The sequence below is a fragment of the Micromonospora sp. NPDC006431 genome (genome assembly GCF_042870725.1).
Lineage (GTDB): Bacteria > Actinomycetota > Actinomycetes > Mycobacteriales > Micromonosporaceae > Micromonospora.
On the sequence record NZ_JBIAHQ010000001.1, the window covers coordinates 209,569 to 231,375 of the forward strand.

General features: G+C 73.1%; 28 protein-coding genes and 1 pseudogene. 13 read left to right on the plus strand and 16 right to left on the minus strand.

The genetic code is table 11. The features are described 5' to 3' along the window. Positions 1 to 74 precede the first annotated feature (74 nt). The 5 genes from ACFYM6_RS01010 to ACFYM6_RS01030 all read left to right on the plus strand — a co-directional run bounded on the left by ACFYM6_RS01010 (position 75) and on the right by ACFYM6_RS01030 (position 3,639). Positions 75 to 335, plus strand: coding sequence for a hypothetical protein (locus ACFYM6_RS01010; RefSeq protein WP_073836948.1), 261 nt, complete (start codon positions 75 to 77; stop codon positions 333 to 335). A gap of 84 nt (positions 336 to 419) precedes the next feature. Further along, positions 420 to 1,793 carry an MFS transporter gene (locus tag ACFYM6_RS01015; RefSeq protein WP_387271040.1) on the plus strand — a complete coding sequence of 458 codons (1,374 nt, stop codon included), beginning with the start codon at positions 420 to 422 and terminating at the stop codon, positions 1,791 to 1,793. A gap of 156 nt (positions 1,794 to 1,949) precedes the next feature. After that, entirely contained in the window at positions 1,950 to 2,729 is a 780-nt protein-coding gene (locus ACFYM6_RS01020; protein WP_387271042.1) for an SDR family oxidoreductase, read from the plus strand. A gap of 37 nt (positions 2,730 to 2,766) precedes the next feature. Continuing rightward, a complete protein-coding gene (locus ACFYM6_RS01025; RefSeq protein WP_357434447.1) occupies positions 2,767 to 2,961 on the plus strand; it encodes a hypothetical protein in 195 nt (64 codons plus the stop codon). Positions 2,962 to 3,090: 129 nt separating this feature from the next. Beyond that, complete coding sequence (locus ACFYM6_RS01030; RefSeq protein WP_357434767.1) at positions 3,091 to 3,639, plus strand: YbaK/EbsC family protein; 549 nt, start codon at positions 3,091 to 3,093, stop codon at positions 3,637 to 3,639. Between the two features lie 50 nt (positions 3,640 to 3,689). On the opposite strand, the gene ACFYM6_RS01035 is transcribed toward ACFYM6_RS01030, so the two are convergent. From ACFYM6_RS01035 to ACFYM6_RS01065, 7 genes are all read right to left on the minus strand, one after another. Next, entirely contained in the window at positions 3,690 to 4,322 is a 633-nt protein-coding gene (locus ACFYM6_RS01035; protein ID WP_387271044.1) for a DsbA family protein, read from the minus strand. Positions 4,323 to 4,342: 20 nt separating this feature from the next. Further along, positions 4,343 to 4,768, minus strand: coding sequence for a SufE family protein (locus tag ACFYM6_RS01040; protein WP_073836942.1), 426 nt, complete (start codon positions 4,766 to 4,768; stop codon positions 4,343 to 4,345). Positions 4,769 to 4,872: 104 nt separating this feature from the next. After that, positions 4,873 to 5,292, minus strand: a complete 420-nt coding sequence (locus ACFYM6_RS01045; protein WP_387271046.1) for a CBS domain-containing protein — start codon at positions 5,290 to 5,292, stop codon at positions 4,873 to 4,875. 50 nt (positions 5,293 to 5,342) lie between these two features. Then, on the minus strand, positions 5,343 to 7,112 hold the full coding sequence (locus ACFYM6_RS01050; RefSeq protein WP_387271048.1) for a proline--tRNA ligase: 1,770 nt from the start codon (positions 7,110 to 7,112) through the stop codon (positions 5,343 to 5,345). Between the two features lie 316 nt (positions 7,113 to 7,428). Then, positions 7,429 to 8,172, minus strand: a complete 744-nt coding sequence (locus ACFYM6_RS01055; RefSeq protein WP_387271050.1) for an MBL fold metallo-hydrolase — start codon at positions 8,170 to 8,172, stop codon at positions 7,429 to 7,431. 128 nt (positions 8,173 to 8,300) lie between these two features. Further along, a complete protein-coding gene (locus ACFYM6_RS01060; protein WP_387271051.1) occupies positions 8,301 to 8,483 on the minus strand; it encodes a DUF397 domain-containing protein in 183 nt (60 codons plus the stop codon). After that, positions 8,474 to 9,277: a helix-turn-helix domain-containing protein gene (locus ACFYM6_RS01065; protein ID WP_387271053.1), complete on the minus strand. Its 804-nt coding sequence runs from the start codon at positions 9,275 to 9,277 to the stop codon at positions 8,474 to 8,476. Before ACFYM6_RS01065 ends, ACFYM6_RS01060 begins: the two co-directional genes overlap by 10 nt. A gap of 218 nt (positions 9,278 to 9,495) precedes the next feature. Between ACFYM6_RS01065 and ACFYM6_RS01070 the strand changes: the two genes are divergently transcribed. Next, positions 9,496 to 9,687, plus strand: coding sequence for a hypothetical protein (locus ACFYM6_RS01070; protein WP_387271055.1), 192 nt, complete (start codon positions 9,496 to 9,498; stop codon positions 9,685 to 9,687). Positions 9,688 to 9,707: 20 nt separating this feature from the next. Further along, a complete protein-coding gene (locus ACFYM6_RS01075) occupies positions 9,708 to 10,046 on the plus strand; it encodes a hypothetical protein (protein ID WP_387271057.1) in 339 nt (112 codons plus the stop codon). A 35-nt stretch (positions 10,047 to 10,081) separates the two neighbouring features. Here the strand turns inward: ACFYM6_RS01075 and amaP are convergent, their stop codons facing one another. The 6 genes from amaP to ACFYM6_RS01105 form a co-directional block, all read right to left on the minus strand. Then, positions 10,082 to 10,666, minus strand: a complete 585-nt coding sequence (amaP, locus tag ACFYM6_RS01080) for an alkaline shock response membrane anchor protein AmaP (protein WP_387271059.1) — start codon at positions 10,664 to 10,666, stop codon at positions 10,082 to 10,084. Beyond that, positions 10,663 to 11,202, minus strand: a complete 540-nt coding sequence (locus ACFYM6_RS01085) for a DUF6286 domain-containing protein (protein ID WP_387271061.1) — start codon at positions 11,200 to 11,202, stop codon at positions 10,663 to 10,665. Before ACFYM6_RS01085 ends, amaP begins: the two co-directional genes overlap by 4 nt. Before the next feature lie 12 nt (positions 11,203 to 11,214). Further along, positions 11,215 to 11,640 (minus strand): Asp23/Gls24 family envelope stress response protein, encoded by a 426-nt coding sequence (locus ACFYM6_RS01090; protein ID WP_387271063.1) that lies wholly within the window; start codon positions 11,638 to 11,640, stop codon positions 11,215 to 11,217. Further along, positions 11,637 to 11,816: a hypothetical protein gene (locus ACFYM6_RS01095; RefSeq protein WP_357434458.1), complete on the minus strand. Its 180-nt coding sequence runs from the start codon at positions 11,814 to 11,816 to the stop codon at positions 11,637 to 11,639. The genes ACFYM6_RS01090 and ACFYM6_RS01095 overlap by 4 nt, the downstream gene beginning before the upstream one ends. Positions 11,817 to 11,929: 113 nt before the next feature. Next, entirely contained in the window at positions 11,930 to 12,292 is a 363-nt protein-coding gene (locus tag ACFYM6_RS01100) for a hypothetical protein (RefSeq protein ID WP_387271065.1), read from the minus strand. Continuing rightward, on the minus strand, positions 12,289 to 12,762 hold the full coding sequence (locus tag ACFYM6_RS01105) for an Asp23/Gls24 family envelope stress response protein (protein WP_387271067.1): 474 nt from the start codon (positions 12,760 to 12,762) through the stop codon (positions 12,289 to 12,291). The genes ACFYM6_RS01100 and ACFYM6_RS01105 overlap by 4 nt, the downstream gene beginning before the upstream one ends. Positions 12,763 to 13,018: 256 nt before the next feature. Between ACFYM6_RS01105 and ACFYM6_RS01110 the strand changes: the two are divergent. Beyond that, a pseudogene (locus ACFYM6_RS01110) lies at positions 13,019 to 13,548 on the plus strand (SigE family RNA polymerase sigma factor). Further along, the gene (locus ACFYM6_RS01115) at positions 13,545 to 14,303 is read left to right on the plus strand and encodes a hypothetical protein (RefSeq protein WP_387271068.1); all 759 of its coding nucleotides are present in this window, start codon (positions 13,545 to 13,547) and stop codon (positions 14,301 to 14,303) included. The pseudogene ACFYM6_RS01110 and the gene ACFYM6_RS01115 overlap by 4 nt, the downstream one beginning before the upstream one ends. A gap of 91 nt (positions 14,304 to 14,394) precedes the next feature. Here ACFYM6_RS01115 and ACFYM6_RS01120 read toward each other — a convergent pair whose 3' ends face one another. Continuing rightward, positions 14,395 to 15,924, minus strand: coding sequence for a hypothetical protein (locus ACFYM6_RS01120; RefSeq protein ID WP_387271070.1), 1,530 nt, complete (start codon positions 15,922 to 15,924; stop codon positions 14,395 to 14,397). A 230-nt stretch (positions 15,925 to 16,154) separates the two neighbouring features. Between ACFYM6_RS01120 and ACFYM6_RS01125 the strand changes: the two genes are divergently transcribed. The 4 genes from ACFYM6_RS01125 (at position 16,155) to ACFYM6_RS01140 (ending at position 20,123) form a co-directional block, all read left to right on the plus strand. Further along, positions 16,155 to 16,922: an SGNH/GDSL hydrolase family protein gene (locus ACFYM6_RS01125; RefSeq protein WP_387271072.1), complete on the plus strand. Its 768-nt coding sequence runs from the start codon at positions 16,155 to 16,157 to the stop codon at positions 16,920 to 16,922. 3 nt (positions 16,923 to 16,925) lie between these two features. Beyond that, a complete protein-coding gene (locus tag ACFYM6_RS01130; RefSeq protein ID WP_387271074.1) occupies positions 16,926 to 17,372 on the plus strand; it encodes a hypothetical protein in 447 nt (148 codons plus the stop codon). Positions 17,373 to 17,467: 95 nt separating this feature from the next. Then, the gene (locus ACFYM6_RS01135; protein WP_357434467.1) at positions 17,468 to 18,370 is read left to right on the plus strand and encodes a sulfurtransferase; all 903 of its coding nucleotides are present in this window, start codon (positions 17,468 to 17,470) and stop codon (positions 18,368 to 18,370) included. A gap of 115 nt (positions 18,371 to 18,485) precedes the next feature. Next, on the plus strand, positions 18,486 to 20,123 hold the full coding sequence (locus tag ACFYM6_RS01140; RefSeq protein ID WP_387271076.1) for a hypothetical protein: 1,638 nt from the start codon (positions 18,486 to 18,488) through the stop codon (positions 20,121 to 20,123). Here ACFYM6_RS01140 and ACFYM6_RS01145 read toward each other — a convergent pair. Then, positions 20,095 to 20,523, minus strand: coding sequence for a hypothetical protein (locus ACFYM6_RS01145; RefSeq protein ID WP_387271078.1), 429 nt, complete (start codon positions 20,521 to 20,523; stop codon positions 20,095 to 20,097). The two genes, ACFYM6_RS01140 and ACFYM6_RS01145, sit on opposite strands and share 29 nt — an antisense overlap. A 28-nt stretch (positions 20,524 to 20,551) precedes the next feature. Beyond that, on the minus strand, positions 20,552 to 21,799 hold the full coding sequence (locus ACFYM6_RS01150) for an MFS transporter (protein WP_387271080.1): 1,248 nt from the start codon (positions 21,797 to 21,799) through the stop codon (positions 20,552 to 20,554). Between the last annotated feature and the right edge of the window lie 8 nt (positions 21,800 to 21,807).

Genomic DNA, 21,807 nt, shown 5'->3' on the forward strand with positions numbered 1-21,807 from the left:
GTGGGGCATGGACCGGGTCGCCGGTGGAATGCCTGGTCGGACGTCGATGTGGTCGTCGGATGCGGGGAGGCGGAATGAGCGCAGTGACGCGACATCTCGGCGGGGCGTGCGAGATGGTCAGGAAGTACAACCGGCGGGTGGAGATCCCGGTGCTGGGCGAGGTGGCGGTGCCGCCGCCCGACAAGCTCGCCTACTACGCGGGGCTGGGCGTGCTCGCCGCGCTCCAGGTGATCGAGTGGCCGATCGCCCTGGTCATCACCGCCGGGCACCTGCTGGCCGACCAGCACCTGTCCGGGGTGGCGAAGGGTGTCGGCGAGGCGCTGGAGTCGGCCTGACGAGACCGGTGTCACCGTTGACCTCAATCCGGGTTGAGGTCGCAGGATTGATCCCATGTCGACCGCACCTACGCCGGGCTGCCGGTGACCGCCACCGCCGCGCCGGCGGCCCCACCCGCGCACCTGTACTCCCCGCGGTTGCGGGCGATGACCGTGGGCAGCGTCGCCCTGGTGTCGCTGCTGGCGTTCGAGGCCCTGGCGGTCGGCACCGCGATGCCCACCGTCGCCCGCAGTCTCGACGGGCTCACCCTGTACGCGCTGGCCTTCGGCGGCCCGTTCGCCTCCGGTGTGGTGGCGATGGTGGTCTCGGGGATCTGGTGCGACACGCGTGGGCCGCGCGCCCCGATGTGGCACGGGGTGGCCTGGTTCGTGGCGGGGCTGGTCGTCGCGGGGGCCGCCCCGACCATGGGGTTGCTCGTTGTCGGCCGGGTGGTGCAGGGCTTCGGCTCGGGTCTGCTGTCGGTGGCGCTCTACGTGATCGTCGGGCAGGCGTACCCGGAGGAACTGCGGCGGCGGGTCTTCGCCGCGTTCGCCGCGGCCTGGGTCGTGCCGTCGCTGGTCGGCCCGGCGCTGGCCGGCCTGATCGTCGAGCACCTGGGCTGGCGCTGGGTCTTCCTCGCGGTGCCGGCCGTCGCGGTGCCGGCGGTGCTGCTGATCCAGCCCGGGCTGCGGGCGCTCGGCGCTGGGGTCCCGGTCCGGCCGCCGGCCGGGGCCCTGGCCCGGATCGGCTGGGCGTGCGGGGCGGGGGCGAGCGCCGCGCTGCTGCATCACGGGGGGCAGCAGCGCGGCGTGCTCGGCGGGGCGCTGGTGGCGGTGGCGCTGGCCGGCCTGCTGGTCTGCGCCCCGCGCCTGCTGCCGGCCGGCTTCCTGCGCGCCGGGCGGGGCCTGCCGACGGTGATCGGCTTGCGTGGGCTCGCCTCGGCGGCGTTCGCCGGCGCGGAGGTGGTCATCCCGTTGATGCTGTCCCGGGAACGCGGCTTCTCACCGACCGCGGCGGGCCTGGTGCTGACCGTCGGCGCGCTCTCCTGGTCGGTGGGCTCGTGGCTGCAGGGCCGGATCGCCGCGCCGCGCTCGGCCGCCACCCTGCCCCGGACCGGGCTGGGTTGCGTCGCCCTCGGTACGGCCACCGTCGCGTCGGCCGTCCTGCCGGGGGTGCCGGTGGCGGTGGCGGTGCTCGGCTGGGCCGTCGCCGGACTCGGCATGGGCCTGCTCTACCCGTCCCTGTCGGTGCTCACCCTGGAGCTCTCCGCCCCCGGCGAGCAGGGGCGAAACAGTTCCGCCCTGCAACTGGGCGACTCACTCGCCGCGGCCACCGTGCTGGCGCTGACCGGCGCGGTGCTGGCCGCGGGCCCGGCCCCCGGTCCGGCGAGCTACGCCGCCACCCTGGCCGTGGCGGCCGGCTGCGGGCTGCTCGGCGTGCTGATCGCCGCCCGGGTGGTGGTACGTCCGGCGGCCTGACCGGCCTGGCCAGCAGCGCATCGAGGGCCAGCCGCACCCGGCCGAGTCGGCGGAGGTGCGCGCTCGGCCGTCACGAACCGCGCGGCCGTCCCGTCCGTTGAGCGGTACGCGGGCGCCGTCGGCCTACGCGAGGGTGTGCCGGGAGAGGAGCAGGCGATGCGGGTGCTGGTCACCGGGGCGAGCGGGCGGCTCGGGCGGGCGGTGCTGCCGCGCCTGCGGGGCGACGGGTTCGCCGTGCGGGCGGTGAGCCGGCATCCGCGCGGGGAGTCCACCGTGGAGTGGGTGGCGGCCGATCTCGCCACCGGCGAGGGGCTGTCGGCGGCGGTCGCTGGTGTGGAGGCGGTGCTGCATCTGGCGTCCTCGCCGGCCCGGCGTACGCACGAGGTCGACGTGCTCGGCACCAGGCGGCTGGTGGAGGCGGCCGGTCAGGCCGGCGTGGGACATCTCGTGTTCGTCTCGATCGTGGGCATCGACCGGGTGCCGTTCGGCTACTACCGGCACAAGCTCGCCGCCGAGCAGGTGGTGACGGCCGGCCCGGTGCCGTGGAGCATCCTGCGGGCGACCCAGTTTCCGGAGTTCCTGGAGGAACTGCTGCGCGCTGCCGGCCGGCTCGGCCCGGTGATCGGGGACCCGGCGGTGCTGGCCCAGCCGGTCGACCCGACCGACGTGGCGGCCCGGCTCGCCGGGATGCTGGCCGCCGGCCCGTCGTACGCGGTCGAGGAGTACGGCGGCCCGCAGGTGCTTCGCTTCGACGAGGCGGTCCGCGCGTGGCGGGCGGCCCGCCGCTCCCGCCGCCCGCTGCTGCGGGTACGGATCCCGGGGCGGCTGGGCCGGGCCCTGCGCTCCGGCGGGCTCACCACCACCGCCACCCCGACCGGCACCCGGACCTGGGCCGATCACCTCGCTGACACGTATGGGGGAACCGGCCGAAGATGAAACCTTCAGCCGCTCATGTTCGCCTTACCGTGGCCGCATGCTGGTCTTCGTCACCACGGTGATCCTGTACGTGTTCGGTTTCGTCTTCCTCTACGGGGTGGTCCGGCTGGGTGTCCGGCACGGCATGGAGGACGTCGAGGCGCATCGGCCCGAGGTGCTGCAGCGGGCGCATCTCGCTTCCGCCCAGGACCGCGAGTTCGCCCGCGAGAACGCCTTCCTCTCCAACAACTGACGCTGGTCCCGGGCCGCCCGGCACCGGCGCGGCGGACCGGTTTCCCGACCGGCGGGCGTCTCCCGACAGGCGGGCAGGCGGCAGGTCAGTGAGCGGAACCCCGTCACGGGTGCGAGGATCGCACCCGTGATGGGGACGCTGAAGACAGAGCCGGCCCGTACCCGGCTGGACCTGCTGGCACCGCCGGTCGCCGCCGCGGTCGAGCGGTGGCCGGGTGAGGCGCCGGTGGACGTCGATGACGTGCTGGTCGCCCCGATCGACGCGGAGTTGGCCGACACGGCCGCGTTCTGCGCCGCGTACGAGGTGGGGCTCGAGGAGTCGGCGAACTGCGTGGTGGTCGCCGGCAAGCGGGGTGGCGAGACCCGGTACGCGGCCTGCGTGGTGCTGGCCACCACCCGGGCCGACGTGAATGGCGTGGTCCGTCGGATGCTCGACGTCCGCAAGGCGAGCTTCGCGCCGATGGCCGACGCGGTCGAGTTGACCGGGATGGAGTACGGCGGGATCACCCCTATCGGCCTGCCGGAGGAGTGGCCGATCCTGGTCGACTCGCGGGTGGTCGCGATGCCGCACGTGATCATCGGATCCGGCGTACGGCACAGCAAGATCGCACTGCCCGGGCCGGCACTCGGCGTACTGCCCGGGGCGACGGTGGTGGAGGACCTGGCCAGACCGGCCTAGGGAGTCAACATCATCGATCTTGTTTCACGTGGAACCAAGATCGATGGGGGTCACTCGCCCGACTCGCGCTGCTCGACCTCGCGCAGGGCGGCGAGCAGGGTCTCCGGCTCTTGGGCGCCGGTGACGGCGTACTTCCCGGCCAGCACGAAGGTCGGCACGCTGGAGACCCCGAGCTGACGCGCCTCGGTCAGGTCGGTGGCCACCTCGCGCCGGCCCAGGTTTGACTCCAGGTACTCCCGGGTCTCGGTCTCGTCCAGGCCCACCCCGGCGGCGACCTTGACCAGCGCATCGGTCGAGCCCACGTCCACCCCGTCGGTGAAGTGCGCCTGGTAGAGGGCCTCGACCAGCTCGGCGGCGCGGCCCCGCTCGGTGGCGAACCGGATCAGCCGGTGCGCCTCGAAGGTGTTGGCGTGCACCGCGCGGTCGAAGTGCAGGTCGAGCCCCACGCCGGCGGCGACCTGGGTTACGTGGGTGAACATCCCCTCGGCCCGCTCCCGGCCGCCGAACTTCGCGGCCAGTGCCTCGACCAGCGGCTTCGGCTCGGTCACCGGCGTCGGGTCGAGCTGGAACGGCCGGAATCGGACGCTCACCTCACCGTCGTACGACGCCAGCGCCTGCTCCAGCCGGCGCTTGCCGATCCAGCACCACGGGCACACGACGTCGGCGTAGATCTCGATCTCCATGCCCGGGAACAACCCGTCGATCAGGAATTCTGTTCCCGGACCTGGCGCTTGAGCCGGGCCAGGATCGCCGTGCCGCCGCGTACCCGCAGTGGGCTGATCGCCTGGGCCAGCCCCATCCGCTGGTAGAGGTCGTCCGGCACGGCCAGCACCTCGTCGGCGGTCGCCCCGGCCAGCCCCTCGGCCAGGATGCCGGCGAACGCGCGGGTGGTCGGTGCCTCGGGCGGGCAGTCGAACCAGGTGATCACGGTGTCGTCCGGCTGGACCTGGGCCCGCAGGAAGAACGGCGTCTGGCACTCGGGCACCTGCTCCATGCCCTCCCGGTCCATGCCCTCCGGCAGGGGCGGGATGACGTCGGCGTACTCGAGGAGCATCTCCAGCACCACGTCGCGGGGCGCGGCGGCGAACTCGTCGACGATCTCGGCCAGCTTGCTCGGCATCTCGGGCATTCCGCCAGGCTACCGCCGGCCGCACGCCGGCCGGGTCGCCGCCGTCGGGAGGGGTCGGGAGGGGCCCCTCCGCTACCGGAGGCGTCAAGAAGGGGCCCCTCCTCTCACATGTTCGGGGCGGCCTCGCTGATGTCGCTGAGGGCGGAGTTCGGGTCGAGCTGCATGGCCAGGTCGCCGAGGCTGACGATGCCGACGAGCTTCCGGTCGCTGTCGCAGACCAGCACCCGCCGGATGTTGCGCTCCCGCATCAGGGCGGCCGCCTCGCTCGCCGTGGCGTGCTGCTCGATCATCACCACCTCGCGGGTGATGACCGACCCGATGGTGGTGGTCGCCGGGTTGGCCCGCTCGGCGACCGCCCGGACCACGATGTCGCGGTCGGTCAGCATGCCGGCGAGGGTCGCCCCGTCGGTGACGACCACATCGCCGATGTCCGACTCCTTCATCACCCTGGCCGCCTCGTCCAGCATGGTCTCGGCCGGCAGGTAGACCACCTGCTTGGTCATCACGTCGCTGACCCGATACATGAGAGCCTCCGAAACACTCGATCCGGGAGCCGTACCCGGTGGCGCGTCCGCTACACCCGGTCGCGGCGCGTCCCGGGCACCTCGTCGAGCAGGCGCTCGACCAGACCGTCCACCGGCAGCTCCATCCGCTCGCCGGAGGACCGGTCGCGCAGCTCGACGTACCCGTCGGCGAGCCGGCGGCCGACCACCACGGCGCGCGGGATGCCGACCAGCTCGGCGTCGGTGAACTTGACCCCGGCCGAGACGTGCGTGCGGTCGTCGACCAGCACCCGCAGGCCGGCGGCGGAGAGCCGCCCGCCGAGGTCCAGCGCCGCGTCGAGCTGCGGCCCCTTCCCCGCCGCCACCAGGTGTACGTCGCACGGCGCGATCGCCGCCGGCCAGACCAGCCCCCGCTCGTCGTGGTGCTGCTCGGCGACCGCCGCGACCGCCCGCGAGACACCGATGCCGTAGCAGCCCATGGTGGGCCGGACCGGCTTGCCCTCCGGGCCGAGCACGTCGACGGCGAAGGCGTCGGTGTAGCGGCGGCCGAGCTGGAAGATGTGCCCCACCTCGATGCCCCGCCGCATGGTCAGCTCGCCGGTCACGCAGGCCGGGCAGGGGTCACCGGGCCGCACCTCGGCGGCCTCGATCGTGCCGTCCGGGACGAAGTCCCGCCCGCACACCACGTCCACCGCGTGCCGGCCCGGTTCGTTCGCCCCGGTCAGCCAGGCGGTGCCGGCGACCACGCGGGGATCGACCAGGTAGCGGACGCCGTGCTTGGCGAGGATCTGCGGCCCGAGGTAGCCGCGGACCAGCTCGGGATGGTCCGCCCAGTCCTCGAAGACCGCCACCGTGGCCGGGGCGAGCACCGCCGCCACCCGTTTGAGGTCCACCTCGCGGTCCCCGGGCAGCCCGATCACCAGCAGCTCCGCCTGCTCGGCGCCCGGCCGACGGACGGTCAGCACCACGTTCTTCAACGTGCCGGCGGCGGTCCAGTCCGTCCGGCCGCCGAGGGCCCGGGCGTTGGCCAGCTCGACCAGCGCGGCGATGGTCGGCGTCTCCGGGGTGTCGTGCACCTCCATCACCGGGTGCGCATCGGGATCACCGGCGGCCGGCGCGCGGGTCACCACCGCCTCAGTGTTGGCCGCGTAGTCGCAGGCGGTGCAGCCGACGAAGGCGTCCTCCCCGACCGGGGTGGCGGCCAGGAACTCCTCCGACGCCGAGCCGCCCATCGCCCCGGACATCGCGTGCACGACCGTGAAGTCCAGCCCGAGTCGGTTGAAGATTTTCTCGTAGGCCGCCCGATGCCGCTCGTAGGCTTTCTGGAGCCCGGCTTCGTCCAGGTCGAACGAGTACGCGTCCTTCATCAGGAACTCGCGCCCGCGCAGCAGCCCCGCCCGGGGCCGGGCCTCGTCCCGGAACTTCGTCTGGATCTGGAACAGCGTCACCGGGAAATCGCGATACGAGGTGAAGAGGCCCTTCACCAGCAGCGCGGCCATCTCCTCGTGGGTCGGGGCGAGCAGGTGCTCGGCGCCCTTTCGGTCGGCGAGGGTGAAGATGTCGTCGCCGTACTCCGTCCACCGTCCGCTGGTCCGGTAGGGCTCGGCCGGCAGCAGCGCCGGGAAGTGCACCTCCTGGTCGCCGATCGCCGCCATCTCCGCCCGGACGATCTCGGTGATCCGGTCCAGCACCAGCTTGCCCAGCGGCAGCCAGGTGTACCCGCCTGGGGCGGCGCGGCGGACGTAGCCGGCGCGGAGCAGGAGGCGGTGGCTCGGCACCTCGGCGTCGGCCGGGTCCTCGCGCAGGGTCCGGAGCAGCAAGGTCGACATGCGCAGCAGCATTGCCGCAGCGTACGGCGGGCCGGCCGGACCGGCGATCCTATTCCGGAGGCGCTGCTTGATCGACTCCGGGTCGCCGATGTCGCGGTATCCGACCGACCCGTATACCGCGACATCGCGTATCTGGAGTGGGTCAAGCGATGAGTTCGGCCAGATCACGGAGCCGGCGGTAGTACTCGGCGGCCTGGCCGGCGAGCAGTGGCTGGACGAGATCGAGTTTGCGTAGGCAGGACGCACATGACCCCATGCCGGCACGGATGACGCCGTCCGCCGCGCGGAGTGGGTGCACCGCCGACGGACGCACGGGATCGGCGAGGTTCTAGGAGAAGTCCAGGCTCAGGTCGGCGGTGGCGACGTCGATCTGGCCAGGGTAACCGTCGGCGGCGGCGGCTCGTGCGGCCGACGGATCCGTGCCGGGCCACAGGTGGGTCAGGATCAGCTGCCCGACGCCGGCCTCCGCCGCCTGCCGACCCACCTGGCGGGCGCTCGACAGGCAGCCCACCGAGTCGTCCGGCACCTGATCCACGTGGGTGGCCTCGGCCAGCAGCAGGTCGGCGCCGCGCGCCAACTCCACCACGTCGGGGCTCGGGCCGGTGTCACCGGTGTACGTGAGCGTCCGGCCGTCGGCGGTCAGCCGTACGCCGGCGTTGGGCACCCAGTGCGGCAGCAGGCGGGTCTCGGCGCGGAACGGGCCGATGTCCAGGCCGCTGCCGGCGGTGAACTCGTGCAGCACGTAGGCGGCGTCCAGCATCCCGGGGCGGTCGAGCGCCAGCACCGCGTCGAGCGCGCCCGGCAGCGCGTACACCGGTAGTGGCGGCGGCGGATCGTCGCGCAGCGTACGGGCCCGGAGCAGCGGGTTCAGGTCGGCGCAGTGATCCGGATGCCCGTGGCTGATGAACACGGCGTCGACCTGGTCCACGGTGATGTGTTGCAGCAGGCGCGGGAAGGCCGCATAACCGACGTCGACAAGCAGTCGGAACCCGTCATGTTCCACCAGGTAGCCGCTGCACGCCTGGCCCGCCTCCGGCCACGCACCACACCCGCCCAGCACCGTGAGCCGCATGTTGACGGACGCTACCGGCCGATTTGCCAACGGGGCCAGGCAATTCACGGCGTCACTCGGGTGGGTACCGAGCCGCGGCGCCGTCTCCGTCGTCAGGTTCGTAGGCGGACTGGAGAGTCGTCGTCGGATCAGGAGCGCTTGACGTGTTCGACGAAGGCGCGCCAGGTCCGGGGGTCGAAGGCGAGGACCGGGCCGGTCGGGTCCTTGCTGTCGCGCACGCCGACGACGCCGGGCACGGCGTCGGCCACCTCGACGCACTCGCTGTTACCGCTGCGGGTGGCCTTGCGCCAGATAGCGCCGATCAGCTCCATGACGTCATCACTTCCTTCATCAGCTCGATCGACTGCCGGCGAGGCAGCGCCTCGCTGTGGACGCTCTCCCACCTCCCGACCACGATAGCCACGTCCTCGTCCTTGTCGACCGTCGTGCCGCCGAGCTGGCTCTCCAAGTAGCCGATCCATCCGCCGTCGTCGCCACGTGCCAGGGTGAAGGGGCCGGCGAGTCCCACGTGCGTGCTGACGTCCGCCGGGATGAGGTGCACACTGATGTGCGGCCGCTCGGTGCACTGGATCAAGTGGGCGATCTGCTGCGTCATCAGCCCCCGGAAGCTCTCGTCGGCTCGACGGTGCACGGCCTCCTCGATCACCGCCACGAGCTTGGGCGGCTGTGGCCGGCTGAGCACGGCCTGCCGATCGAGGCGGACAGCCACCCGCCGCTCCACCTCGTCGTCGCTCAGCATGTCGTCGGCCCGGATCACCACGCGTGCGTAGTTCTCCGTTTGCAGCAGACCGGGAATGAGTGTCGGGTGGTAACACCATAGCTGCTGGGCATCGCGCTCGGCATCGAGCCAGGGCCGTAGCCAGCTCGGTTGTCCGTCCCGTTCGGCCATTTTGAGCAGCGCCAGCAACAGGCCGCCGGTGTCCAGCACCTCGTCGGCGCGCTTGAGGAAGAACCGGTCGAGCGGCCGTTGCCCCAGCTCGACGGCGGACACCTGCGAGCCCGAGAAGTGCAGGAGTTTTCCGAACTCCTCCTGGCTCAGCTCGGCCTTCAACCGCAGCCGCCGGAGTTGTGCCCGGATCAGGTCGGCGGTCGGTTCACTCTCCACGCGTCCTCCACGATTTCCCGGCGGCCCCAGCGGCGCTGCCGTCCATTCGCGACGGCCGACCTGGCCCTGCCCGGACCGGCCTCGACGGCTTCCGAGCGTAGTGCCGCGCTCAGCAGACTGTCACGCAGCGGGCCGTCTCCCGTCCGGCCCGCTGCGGGGCCGCCCTTGGATCCCCCGATGCCGGGCGGCCCCGCCCCGTACAGAAAGAGGAGGTCGGAATGCCCAACCCGCTCCGCTGGTTCCGGTGCCGAGACACCGTGCCCCCGCCGGCGCTGCCCCGCCGGGCGAAAGGCGCCAACCTGCCGGACTGGATGCGCGAGCCGACCCGAGTCATCCCGACCATGCGGCCGGGCAGCCCCGGCCGGCTGACCCGGGCCCAGGAGTGGCGGGCCAACGGCGGTCGCTGGTGACGGGCGAATGGCGGGCCCGCATGCTTCCGGTGCCGCGCCTCGGGCCGTATCCCGATCGGCCTCGCGCCTACCCGCCCGGCCATCCGCCGCACCTGCCGATCCGCCCACTGTGGCTGTGCCGGGCCTGCGGGCAGCCGTGGCCCTGCGCCCAGGCCCGCCTGCTGCTCCGCGCCGAGTACGACAGCCACCCCGTCGACCTGGCCATCTACCTGTCCGGGCTCTATCACGAGGCCACCCACGACCTGTTCCGGCTCAACCCGCAGGACGGCCCGACCCCACGCGAACTATTCGAGCGGTTCGTCGCTTGGGGCCCGTACCGGAGACCGCTGGTCGAGCCACCGGGGTCGCCAAACTCTTAGGCGCGGGGTGCCGTCCGCACCCACCGGCTCTCGGCTCACGCGAGGCCCACTCGAGTGCGTCGGCGGGTGCGTTGGGTGAGATCGAGGGTGACGGGCAGGTCCGGTCTGCCGAGGGCGTAGCGGATGCGGGGCAGCACGAGGGCTTCGAGCCGCTCGCGCAGTGCGGCGATGTCGGCGTCGGGATCGGCCGTGACCCTCAGCGCGAGGCGGGGAGTGTACGGGCTCCCCGAGAGCCTGGTGTCGACCTCGTCCACGCCCGGGCAGTCCTCGACCTCCGCTCTGACGGCATCGGCGAGCGCACCGGAGTCGAGGACGGTCCGTCCGCTGTCGCCGTTGGTGCTGATGTTGATGCGCCGCTGGCCGGGTTCGGTGGTGACGACGGCGGCCAGCCAGCGCAGGCCGAGCAACGTGACAATCGCGGCTGCCACGCCCGCCACCGGCCAGAACCAGCCGCCGTGGACACCGACGAAGCGCGTGGCCGGGTTGTCGAGCAGGTGCCGCCGGCTGAAGCCCCGGCCGTACACGTCGGCACCGGCGAGGAGGATCGCGACACCGGCGGCGAGCAGCACCAACGCGAGCAGGGTGAGCACGATCCGGTTGAGGCGATCGGCGCGAATCACTGCAGCTCCTCCTTGCTGATCCGCACGGACAGGGTCGGTGCCGGGTCCAGGCGCAGGGCGTCGAGGCGGTGCTGGGCGGCCGAGGCCACCGCGCCGTTCAGGTAGTCCCCGGTGGGTGCCGCCCCGTCGAGCACCTCGGCGCGAACGCGCACGAGGTGCCGGCCGACTGTGACGTGGGCGTCGTGGACGCCCTCCACCTCGATGGCCGCGTCCCGCAGCGTCCGGGCCAGGCCGCGCCGGGTGATGGCGGCGTCGGTGGCGGGATCGATGGGCTGCAGGCGCAGCCGGTTGGGCCGGCGGGGTTTGAGCTGCGCGGCGAGCAGCAGCAGCCCGATGACGGCGAGGCCCACACCGACCAGCCGTACGATCCCGCTGCCCCAGGTGGTGCCGGACGCCCAGCGGTAGAGGCCGGGCCAGTTCAGCACGATCGCCTTCGCCCCGACCGCGTAGGCGACGATCTCGATCAACACGAGTACGGCGCCGAGGGTCAGCGCCAGGCTCAACAGGAACGCGAGCAGACGGTTGGTGATTCTCACCGGGGCCCCGATTCAGTGCACCCGGCGGCCGGCTGCCGGGTCGGCGACCAGGTCGGTGACGGTGATCCCCACCTCCTGGACCCGCAGCCCGGTCAGGTCCGACACGCGGGTCCGGACGCGGTCGCGGACCCGGGCGGTGACCTCCGGGATGGATGCCGGCCAGCGGACGCTGATGGACAACTCGATGCGGGTCACCGATCCCTCGATGGCCGCGGACGCCGTCGGGGCAGCGCCCTGGTCGGCACGGCGGATGCCGAAGCGACCCACGCCGGGCAGGGACCGCCCGAGCACGCGCGGCCGCGCGCTGCCGGCCTCGGCGACCTCCCGCGCCGCCTGCGCGGCGATCTTCTCCACCACCCGGTCGTGGATGTGCAGCCAGCCCAGATCACCGTGTGCCGGTGCCGACCCGCCGGCCGGGGCGTAGGTCACCGCGGTCACCGGCTGGTCCGCCGGCCCTGGACGTACGCGCCGAGGTCAACCTCGCCGGCGAAGAACTTCGACACCCCGTAGCCGATCGCCGCGAACAGCGCGACGATCAGCATCTGACCGAAGCTGCCGAATGCCAGGGCGAAACCCAACGCCAGGCCGACGACGGACCCTGTCAACTTGGTCATGCGGTCGTCTCCTCCCATCATGCTGTATCGACTGTGAAGCGATGAGCGCCGTCCGGCGCCGGATCGCACGGGCGCGACAGGCGGGCAGGCGGATCCTCACCGGTGTGTACAGGTCACGGACCGACGAGGTTCTTACCCCCACCGCGTCCCCCATCCGCCCCGGCCGGCGGCGGGTCCTCCAGATCTGCGACAACCACGTCGACCCGACGACCGGCCGCCAGCGGTGCCACCGCCGCCCGGACCTGGCCGGCCAGCTCGCCGGCGGCGACCCCCCACCGGCTCCGGACCTGGACCACCACGGCGTCGGCGTCGACGGCCACCCCCTCGACGCGACGACCGGGCAGGTAGGTGGCCCGGCCCCCCAGCCAACCCGCGGTAAGGCCAACCACATCCGGACAGGCGCAGGCCGCGGCCGCCACGGCATCCACGTCGACGCCGTCGACCACCGCGTCGCGCCGGCCAGGCGTGGCGGTCATGACACCCGCGGCTGCTGCTGTTGACCCTGCCGTTGGCCATCGGCCTCGGGCAGGTGCACGTCGTCGACGCTGATGTTGACCTCGACGACGTTCAGGCCGGTCATCCGCTCGACGGCCGTCTTCACGTTGCGTTGGATGTTCCGGCCCAGATCGGCGATGCTGACCCCGTACTCGACGATGACGTCGAGGTCGACCGCTGCCTCGGTCTCGCCGACCTCGACGCCGACCCCCTGGGATACGTTCGGCCCGCTGCTGCCCGGAATGCGCTCCCGGATGGCCGTGAACGCGCGGGTGCCGGCGTTGCCCATGGCATGGACGCCGGCCACCTCCCGGCACGCCATCCCGGCGACCTTCTGTACTACGTTCTCGGCAATCATGATCTTGCCGTCCTCGTTGGTGAGCTTGTTCTGGCGGGTTGACTGGTTGCCACCCGTGCGTCCAGCCTGCTCGGTCCTGGTTTCCTGACTCATGGGGCGTGCACTCCTTCGGCTGCTCGTCGTCCGGCCGCATTCAGGCGCTTTATAAGAGTGGGAGCCCGGCGGAAATTTGTTGGCCTTTCGCCCGGCACCTCCACCTTTCGGGGCAACGTCGTCTTCCCGATCACGCCAGGCGCTCCGGCCACCACGCCCAAGATTCCTTCAACCGCGACGGCAACCCTGCTTGTTCGAAGTGGCGTCTGGGGAGGCGTCACGATGGTGCAACACCTCACCCCAAGGATCGGCTCGTGTGGACCCTCTCCTGAGTGAGTTCGACTCGTTCGTGCGAACTCGCACCCCCGCACTACTGCGGTCGGCGTACCTGCTGACCGGGGACCAGCACCTGGCGGAAGACCTCGTCCAGTCCGCCCTGGCCCGCACCCACCGCTCGTGGGGCCGGCTGCATGACAGCGGCAACGCCGAGGCGTACACCCGCAAGACCATGTACCACCTGCAGGTTTCCTGGTGGCGGCGGCGCCGGGTGGCCGAGTCGATGCCGGGCGACCTGCCCGAGCCGCGCGGAGGCGACTCGGCCCCGACCACGCCCACCAGGCCACCCTCCGGCTCACCCTCCGGGCCGCGCTGGCGAAGCTCTCCGCCAAGCAGCGGGCCGTGCTGGTCCTGCGGTTCTTCGAGGACCGCACCGAGGCCGAGGCCGCCGACCTGCTCGGCGTCACCATCGGCACCGTCAAGAGCCAGACCTCGAAGGCCCTGGCCAAGTTGCGCACCGTCGCCCCCGAGCTCGCCGAGTTGTACGTCCTGGAAGGGAGTGCCCGATGAACCACGACCGTCTCCGGCTCGACCTGGCCGGCCTGGCCGAGGAGGTCACCCCGGTCGACCTGCGGGACCGGGCGCTGCGTACCTCGCGCCGGCTCGGCATCCAGCGGGCCATCGCCACCTCAGCGGCCGCCATGGTGATGCTCGGCGCCGCCACCGGCACCGCCTTCGCGCTGGTGCCGCGCAACGATGGCCGGGCCCCGATGCCCGCCGACACCCCGTCGGTGACGGTGCCCGCATCGCCGTCAAGCGAGCCTGCTCCGAGCCCGAGCGCCAGCAACTCCCCAACGGCGACGCCGTCCAATCCCGCGGCACCCTCCGACACGCAGACCTTGGTGCTCGGACCCGACGGCCTCGGTGCCCTCAAGCTGGGCATGCCGAAGAAGGAGGCGGTGGCCACGGGCATGATCACCAATTTCGGGAATCTCGACCAGCAGGTCTTTGCGGCGTGCCCTGCCCGTGCCGAGGTGAAGGGCGACGGGGCCGTGGTCTGGTGGTCGACGCGCCTGGGTGTCGCCGCGATCGAGGCGCCGACGGGCGTCAAGACGGCCGAGGGTATCGGCGTTGGCTCCTCCCGTGCGAGCGTTCGTCAGGCGTACCCGAGCTGGCGGGGGATTGACGGGACCCCTCCTGACGACGAGGGCCGCGGGCTCGTCCCGGTGCCCGGCAATCCGGACGCGAGGTATCGGATCGTGGTCCAGAACGGCAAGGTGCGGTCCATCACCCTGCAGTTTGCCCGGCAGGACTGCTACGAGTAGCGGTAGCCGGAAGCGGCCAGACTGACGGCCAGATCGTGAGCACCTCCGACCGGACAGCGGGCCGCCCCCACCAGGGCGGCCCGCTCGCCGTTCAGCGCACCTCGGCCTTGAGGTAGGCGGCCCACTCCTTCTCGAACTCCTCGGACGACACGCCGAGGACGTCCCGGGTCACCGTGTCGATCGGCCTGCCGCGGTAGTGCTCGGCCACGAGCTGGAACATCTTCCGCTCCCCGTACCGCTCGACGAGGTAGCCGATGGCCGAGTGGCCCAACCAGTAGTGGTACTCGACCCGGCCCTTCAGGTCCCACGCCGGGCCTCCCGGCAGCGAGGACGGGTAGCCGGTCTGGCGGATCACCGCCCGCGAGCTGGCCGTGCGCTCACTGGTCAGCCAGGGCTTCCGGCCGTGGCCCAGGTATTCCGCGAACCCCTCGACCACCCACCTCTCCCGCTCGCCCACGAGTGAGGATCCGGGGGCGCGGCCGGTGAGCCGGCCGACCAGGGCGTGCCCGATCTCATGCCGGAACAGGTTCAGCTGCCGCTCGTGGGTTCCCCTCGTGAAGTGGTATTCGTCGCGGACGTCGATCACCACCCGGGTCGCCCCGACGACGGGGTCGTTCTCGTCGCCGTCGAGCACACCCTCCGGCGGCACCGGGATCGCGACCCCGGACTCGGTTGGGGTCTCCTTCGTGGTCCGGTAGAGGGATCCCAACTCAGACCGCCCCTTGACCAGGGAGATGACGAAGCCCGGCGGCGTCTCGCCGGCCACCCCGCCGGCCCGCCAGGCGGCCAGGTCGTCCGCCGCGGCCTGCTCGGCGATCGGGGCGTACCGTTGCGCCTCCGCCCGCAGCGACGCGTCGACGATCAGCAGCGTGTGCGGCGTCCGCTCGACGTGGATGTCCCGCCACTTGTCCCAGGGGGCCGGGTAGTGGGTGACCGCGTCCCGCCTGCGCTCCTCCGGAACGCCCCCGGCCCGGATGACCTTCAGCGGCGCGTCCTGGCCGGCCTGGGCGATCGTCCACTGGTACCACTCCTCGACCGGGCCGAGGTCGAAGCCGTCGAACCGGTGCACGAACGCCACCGTCACGTCGACCTCGTGCCCGCCGCCCACCGGTCGGAACTCGCCCTTGTGGAGGTACGCGAAGCGGACGTCGGCCAGCGGCAGCTTGCTGAGGTTGCGGTAGAGGCTGGTCTGCGCGGCGACCAGGTCCTTGTCGGCCGGGTCGAACGGCGCGACGAACGTGTTCTCGTCCCGGTTGGTGAGCGCCCTGGTGTGCTCAGCCAACAAGGACTCGATCTTCGCCTGCCGGATCGGGTTCGTGTCGTCGAGCGCGGCAGAGCTGTCGGTCCGCTCGTCGAGATACGACACCAGCCCGACCAGCCCGACCGTGGCGCACAGGGCCAGGACCAGCACCCCCGTGCCGAGCCCGATCCACAGGCCGCGCCGGGACCGCCGGGCCGGTGGTGCCGGCGGCGGAGCGTACCCGCCCGGTGGTGGGTAGGGCAGCTGCCCGTACGGCCCGGGTGCGCCGGGCGGAGCCGGGTGGGCGGGCGGCCCGGCGGGCGGTGGGGCGTACGGTCCGGGGTGTCCCGGCGGGGGAACGGCAGGCGGTCCCTCGGTCATGGCGTGCGTCCTTGCTCGTGTCCGACGCGTCGGGTCGCCGCCCACTCAGGGGCCGTCCCCGACTGGGGTCGCGCCATTATTTCCGCCCGAGCGTCCGGTTCTCTGCCCCGTGCCACCCACCGGCGGCGTGGGCAGCACCACGTCCGTACGTGGCAGGAGCACCCGTCGACCATCTCCGGTGCCAGAATGGCCGACACCGATGGGAGTTCCGGTAGCCGGGGGGACAACAGGTGCGCTGGCGCAGCTTCGTGGCGGTGGGTGACAGCTTCACCGAGGGCATGGATGACGCGTATCCGGACGGGACGTACCGGGGCTGGGCGGACCTCGTCGCCACCCGGCTCGCCGCCGAGGTCGGCCCGGACTTCGGGTACGCCAACCTGGCCATCCGGGGCCGCCTGTTCCCGAACATCGTCGCCGAGCAGGTGCCGGCCGCCCTGGCCATGCAGCCCGACCTGATCAGCTTCGCGGCCGGCGGCAACGACGTGCTGCGCCGGTCCTTCGACGCGGAGTCCTTCGTCCCCCGCTTCGACGCCGTGATCGGCCAGCTGCGGGGCAGCGGCGCCGACGTGGTCCTGTTCCGGTTCGCCGACGTGATGGCCCGGCTCCCCGGGCAGCGGCTCGTGGCGCCCCGGGTGGACCTGCTCAACCGGGTGGTCGGCGAGGTCGCCGAGCGGCACGGCGCCATCCTGGTTGACCTGTACGCCGACGACACCTACCTGAGCCCGATGCTGTGGAGCACCGACCGGCTGCACCTGTCGGCGGCCGGGCACCGGCGGGTCGCCGCGCAGGTCCTCGCCGCCCTCGGGGTGGGCTGTGACGAGGAGTGGCTGCTGGTGCCGCCGCACCCCGCGCCGACCCCGTGGCTCGCCGCCCGCGCCGCCGACCTGCGCTGGGCCGGCCAGCACCTGGCGCCGTGGATCAAGCGCCGGTTGACCGGCCGATCCTCCGGCGACTTCGTCACCGCCAAGCGGCCCGTGCTCGGGCCGATCACCGACTGACCGGTGCGGACGATCCACGCCGCGGCGCTGCTGCGGCTGACCCTGGACGACGAGCCCCGGCCGGATCACGCGGTCCTGGTGTCCGGCGACCGCGTCGAGGCGGTCGCGCCGCTGGCTGAGCTGACGGAGGCGTACCCGGGGGTGCGGGTGCGGCGGTGGGCCGGGACCCTCGGGCCGGCGCTGGTGCACGACGGGCCGCTGCCGCCCGCCCCCACCCCGCGCGAGCGGGTGCACGCCCTGTTCCGCCGCGGCGCCGCCGCGGTGCTCGCCGCGCACGTGGTCGAGCCGGGCCTACGGGCCGCCGCCGCGCGGAACGACCTCGCGGTGCTCGACGCCGTCCGGCCACCGGCGCTGGCCCCCGGCGGTCGGGCCGATCTCGCCGTGTTCGCCGACGGCGGCTCCTGCCTGGCCACAGTGGTTGCCGGGCGCCTCGTGCATCGCCGCGCCTGACCATCGGTGCGCGCTGCCGTGCGACCCGCCACATCCGTCGTACCCGATGCGCGATGGCCGGTCGTGCCCGGACGATCGGGCGTACCTTGGGGCTCATGCCTGTGCCGAGCGATCCGAATCCCCGCTTCCAGTCGTACGCCGACCCGCAGCGCCTGGTCACCACCGAATGGCTGGCCGAGCACCTGGGCGACGAGGGCCTCGTGGTGGTCGAGTCCGACGAGGACGTGCTCCTCTACGACACCGGACACCTCCCGGGCGCCGTCAAGGTCGACTGGCACACCGAGCTGAACGACCAGGTGACCCGGGACTACCTGGACGCGAAGAGCTTCGCCGAGCTGTGCGCCGCCAAGGGCATCGGTCGGAACGACACGGTGATCTTCTACGGCGACAACTTCAACTGGTGGGCCGCGTACGCCCTCTGGGTGTTCTCCCTCTTCGGCCACCCGGACGTCCGGCTGCTCGACGGCGGCCGGCAGAAGTGGATCGCCGAGGGGCGCGAGCTGACCCGGGAGAAGGTCACCCGGCCGCGCGCCGACTATCCGGTGCCGGAGCGGAACGACGCACCGATCCGGGCGTACCGGGAGCAGGTGATGGCGCACATCGCCGCCGGCCGGCCGCTGGTCGACGTCCGCTCGCCGGGCGAGTACACCGGCGAGATGCTGCACATGCCGGACTATCCGCAGGAGGGCGCGCTGCGCGGCGGGCACATCCCCGGCGCGGTGAACAAGCCGTGGAAGTCCGCCGCGAACGACGACGGCACCTTCAAGTCCGCCGAGGAACTGCGCGTCATCTACGCCGACCAGCTCGGGCTGAGCCCGGCCGACGACGTGGTCGCGTACTGCCGGATCGGTGAGCGGTCCAGCCACACCTGGTTCGTGCTGCACCACCTGCTCGGGTACCCGCAGGTCCGCAACTACGACGGGTCCTGGACCGAGTGGGGCAACCTGGTCCGCGCCCCCGTCGTCAAGGGCGATCAGCCCGGCGGCCTCACCGGCTGACCGCCCGTCCGGCCCGGGGGATGACGCTTCCGGGCGGCAATCCGGCGTTGCCCCGCCGTGCCCACGCGCGGCGGGGCAGGCTGCTAAGCAGCCGTCGGATCGCCAAGGAGGGGGCGTGGGGCGCCTGGACAAGCGGTTCGTCGCGCTGCTCGTGCTGGCCGCCGTGCCGCCGGCCGTCGAGGGTGTCATCCTCGACGCCTCGGGGTTCCGCGCCGCCGACGGGCTGGCGCCGCAGGTCACCGCAGTCTGGCCGTACGACACGTACCACGACCTGCGATGGCTGTTCGTCTACCACGACTCGTGGCTGACCTTCGCCGTCGGACTCGCCGGGCTCATCGTGTTCCGGGCATCGCTCACCACCGGGCTGGTCGCGCTGGCCTGGCCCCGGCAGGTGCCCTGGCCAGGCCTGGGTTGGCTGGTCCGGCGGAACCTCGTGCTCACCGTGCTGATCACCGTGGTGGTCTCGCCCTGGGCGGCCCTGTCGATCGCCGCCTCGGTGGCCGCGCTCTCCTGGCTGTTGTTCGCCTCGCTGCTGCCGCTGTTCCTGCTCGCGCCGTTCCTGCAGCGCGCCGCCGTGCGTGGCGCCTGGTGGCGTGGGCTGCCCTCGATCGAGCTGGTCGGCTGGTCCCTGCTCAACTTCGTGGTGCTCACCATGAGTGGGGCGCTGGTCTGGGCGGCGCCGACCGGGTGGTCGGCACCGGTGGCGGCGGTCGCCGGGGTGATCAACGGGCTGCTCTGGCAGCGCACGGTGCGGGCCGCCCTGCTACCGCGCCGCCCGGTGAAGTGGGCGCGGGTGCCGGTGGCGCCGCTGGCCGTGCTGCTCGTCTTCGCCGTGCCGGCGGTGGTGCAGCCCGTGTTGCAGCTCGTGCCCGGGACGTCGCCGAAAGGCCGCGCCATGGTGCTCGACCGGTCCCTGCCGGCCGGCGTCCGGCACGCGGTGATCTTCCTCGACGGCCACGGCAGCACGTCCGGCGGGCAGCCGGCCGCCGACCCGAACGTGCAGCAGTTCTCCTACCGGGGCCTGGACCCGCAGGGCCGGCCGCTGCCGTACTCCGCCCGGGACACCTACCGGTCGATCGAGTCCAGCGTGGGGCTGCTCGCCACCCAGGTGGACCTGCTGCACCGGCGGACCGGACGGCCGGTGGCGCTGGTGGGGCAGAGCGAGGGGGCTCTGGTGGCCCGGACCTACCTGGCCGTCCGGCCGCACCCGGCCGTGGACACGCTGGCCATGTTCAGCCCGCTGATCAATGCCGGCCGCTCCTACTACCCGCCCGCCGGGGCGTCCAGCGGCTGGGGCGTCGCCGCCGGGTGGGAGCTACGGTTCGTCTTCGGCGTTCTCGACTCGTTCGCCCACACGGGCAGCGGGCCGGAGGAGCCGTTCATCCGGTCGGTGCTGGACAACGCCCCCTTCTACCGCAACGGCCTGATGTGCCCGGTGCCCGGCGTGCGCATCGTGGCGTTCCTGCCGACCACCACGGCGATCGAGGCGCCTCCCGGCCAGTACAGCCGCGTTCCGGTCTTCCAGATGCCGGCCCTGCACGGTGGCCTGCTGGCCACGCCGGTCGTCCAGGCGCGCCTGGTCCACTTCCTCGAGGGCGAGCCGGTCAGCCGGCCGCAGCGCGGCTACAGCGAGCTCCAGAACGCCGCCGCTGCCTGGCACGCTCCGCCGCTGCCGCTCTCGCTCAACCCGGTCTGGCGGGCCAAGCACGTGCCCGACCCGGCCTTCAGCGAGGAAATCTGCCAGCCGAGTTGACCGGTTCGCTCGGCGTCTGCCGCCGGCACCGCCGGAGCAGCACGAGGGCCGCCACCGCCAGCCCGATCACCATCAGCGCCCAGATCGGCCGGAAGGGCAGCAGGAGCACGTGCAGGGCGATGCCCACCACCGCCACCACCGCGGCGAACCGGATCGACCAGCGGCGGCCGGAGAAGAGCAGCACCCCGCCCAGCACCATGAGCACCCCGGTCACCAGGTGCGCCCACAGCCAGCCGGTCAGGTCGAGGTGGTAGAGCCCTTCCTTGGTGATCACCACGTACGGGTCGTCGTCCAGGTCGGTGACCCCGGACACGGCGTCGGAGAGGCCGCCCCCGGCGAGCAGCACGCCGGCCAGCATCCGCTGCCGGTCCCGCGTACGGGCATCGTCGGGTTGCGTCACCCCGTCCTCCTGTCGTGTCCGGTCCAGCCTAGGGACGCGGCACCGGCTCCGTCCGGCGCTCGGCGCGCGAAACCCCCTCCCGCAGCGTCCGCCACGCACCGGCGGTGACCAGGGCGAACACTCCTGCCGCCGCCCAACTGACCGGAGCCATCCCGTAGGCCTGACCGGCGAACCCGGCGACGGCCGCGCCGACCGGCGCGCTGACCAGACCGACGGTCCGCTGCGCCGCGCCGACCCGGCCGAGCAGCCCGGCCGGCACGTGCCGCTGCCCGTACGCCGACCATAGGCTGTTCCAGACGGTGGTGCCGGCGGCGAAGCAGGCCAGGGCCAGCCCGCCGGGCACCGGGTGCCGGGCGACCGCGAACCCGGCCAGGGCCAGGGTCTGCGCCAGCAGCACCCCACGCAGCGCGGGCAGGGTGCCGAACCGGGCCGCCAGCCGGCCGGCGCCGAGCGCCCCGACCAGGCCACCGACCACCGCCCCCGCCGCGAACAGCCCGTACGCCGCCGGTGGCACCCGCAGCACGGTCAGCGCGTACAGCACCAGTACCGCCATGACTCCGCTGATCGCGAGGTTCGACCCCGCCGTCGCCACGGTCACCCGCCACAGCACCGGGTCCCGCCGCAGCCAGCGCATCCCCGCCCAGGCCTCCCGCCACACGCTCGCCCGTCCCGGCGCCGGGCGGTGCCGGTGGTCGCCGGACGGCGGGACGGGGCGCAGGGCGAGGACGAGGAGGGCGGCCGCGGCGAAGGTGACGGCGTCGAGGGTGAACGGGAGGGCCGCCGAGCTCGCGAAGAGGACCCCGGCCAGCGGGGCGCCGAGGAACCCACCGGCGACCGCGGCGCCGGCCTGGAGGCGGCCGTTGGCGGTGGGCAGCGCGGCCGGCGGGACCACCGACGGGAGCAGCGCGAAGGAGGCCGCGTCGAAGACCGTGCCCAGGGCGGCGAGCAGGAAGGCGGCGACCACCAGCGCGGCCACCCCGGCCCGGCCGGTGGCGACCAGTCCGGCCAGGGCGGCCACCAAGGCGGCCCGCAGCCCGTCCACCACCGCCATCGTCCGGCGGCGGTCCCACCGGTCCGCGTACGCGCCGCCGAGCAGGCCGAGGAGCAGCGGCGGGAGTTGGGCGGCGACGGTCACCGCGGCGACGGGCCGGGGATCGCGGGTGAGCGTGGCGGCCAACAGGGCCAGCGCCGGCGTACGCAGGGCATCGCCGAACCGGGAGGAGACGGCGGCGGACCAGAGCAGCCGGTAGTCGCGGCCGAGGACGGAAGCGGTCATGTCGCCGG

Bases quoted from the DNA above. Each gene is read 5' to 3' on its own strand.
- ACFYM6_RS01030 (WP_357434767.1), top strand. From the start codon at position 3,091: ATGGGGACGCTGAAGACAGAGCCGGCCCGTACCCGGCTGGACCTGCTG.
- ACFYM6_RS01135 (WP_357434467.1), top strand. From the start codon at position 17,468: ATGCCTGTGCCGAGCGATCCGAATCCCCGCTTCCAGTCGTACGCCGAC.
- ACFYM6_RS01075 (WP_387271057.1), top strand. From the start codon at position 9,708: ATGCTTCCGGTGCCGCGCCTCGGGCCGTATCCCGATCGGCCTCGCGCC.
- ACFYM6_RS01120 (WP_387271070.1), bottom strand. From the start codon at position 15,924: ATGACCGAGGGACCGCCTGCCGTTCCCCCGCCGGGACACCCCGGACCG.
- ACFYM6_RS01060 (WP_387271051.1), bottom strand. From the start codon at position 8,483: ATGGAGCTGATCGGCGCTATCTGGCGCAAGGCCACCCGCAGCGGTAAC.
- ACFYM6_RS01025 (WP_357434447.1), top strand. From the start codon at position 2,767: ATGCTGGTCTTCGTCACCACGGTGATCCTGTACGTGTTCGGTTTCGTC.
- ACFYM6_RS01095 (WP_357434458.1), bottom strand. From the start codon at position 11,816: ATGACCAAGTTGACAGGGTCCGTCGTCGGCCTGGCGTTGGGTTTCGCC.
- ACFYM6_RS01055 (WP_387271050.1), bottom strand. From the start codon at position 8,172: ATGCGGCTCACGGTGCTGGGCGGGTGTGGTGCGTGGCCGGAGGCGGGC.
- ACFYM6_RS01045 (WP_387271046.1), bottom strand. From the start codon at position 5,292: ATGTATCGGGTCAGCGACGTGATGACCAAGCAGGTGGTCTACCTGCCG.
- ACFYM6_RS01100 (WP_387271065.1), bottom strand. From the start codon at position 12,292: ATGACCGCCACGCCTGGCCGGCGCGACGCGGTGGTCGACGGCGTCGAC.
- ACFYM6_RS01035 (WP_387271044.1), bottom strand. From the start codon at position 4,322: ATGGAGATCGAGATCTACGCCGACGTCGTGTGCCCGTGGTGCTGGATC.
- ACFYM6_RS01020 (WP_387271042.1), top strand. From the start codon at position 1,950: ATGCGGGTGCTGGTCACCGGGGCGAGCGGGCGGCTCGGGCGGGCGGTG.
- ACFYM6_RS01040 (WP_073836942.1), bottom strand. From the start codon at position 4,768: ATGCCCGAGATGCCGAGCAAGCTGGCCGAGATCGTCGACGAGTTCGCC.
- ACFYM6_RS01115 (WP_387271068.1), top strand. From the start codon at position 13,545: ATGAACCACGACCGTCTCCGGCTCGACCTGGCCGGCCTGGCCGAGGAG.
- ACFYM6_RS01050 (WP_387271048.1), bottom strand. From the start codon at position 7,112: ATGCTGCTGCGCATGTCGACCTTGCTGCTCCGGACCCTGCGCGAGGAC.
- ACFYM6_RS01010 (WP_073836948.1), top strand. From the start codon at position 75: ATGAGCGCAGTGACGCGACATCTCGGCGGGGCGTGCGAGATGGTCAGG.
- ACFYM6_RS01070 (WP_387271055.1), top strand. From the start codon at position 9,496: ATGCCCAACCCGCTCCGCTGGTTCCGGTGCCGAGACACCGTGCCCCCG.
- ACFYM6_RS01150 (WP_387271080.1), bottom strand. From the start codon at position 21,799: ATGACCGCTTCCGTCCTCGGCCGCGACTACCGGCTGCTCTGGTCCGCC.
- ACFYM6_RS01105 (WP_387271067.1), bottom strand. From the start codon at position 12,762: ATGAGTCAGGAAACCAGGACCGAGCAGGCTGGACGCACGGGTGGCAAC.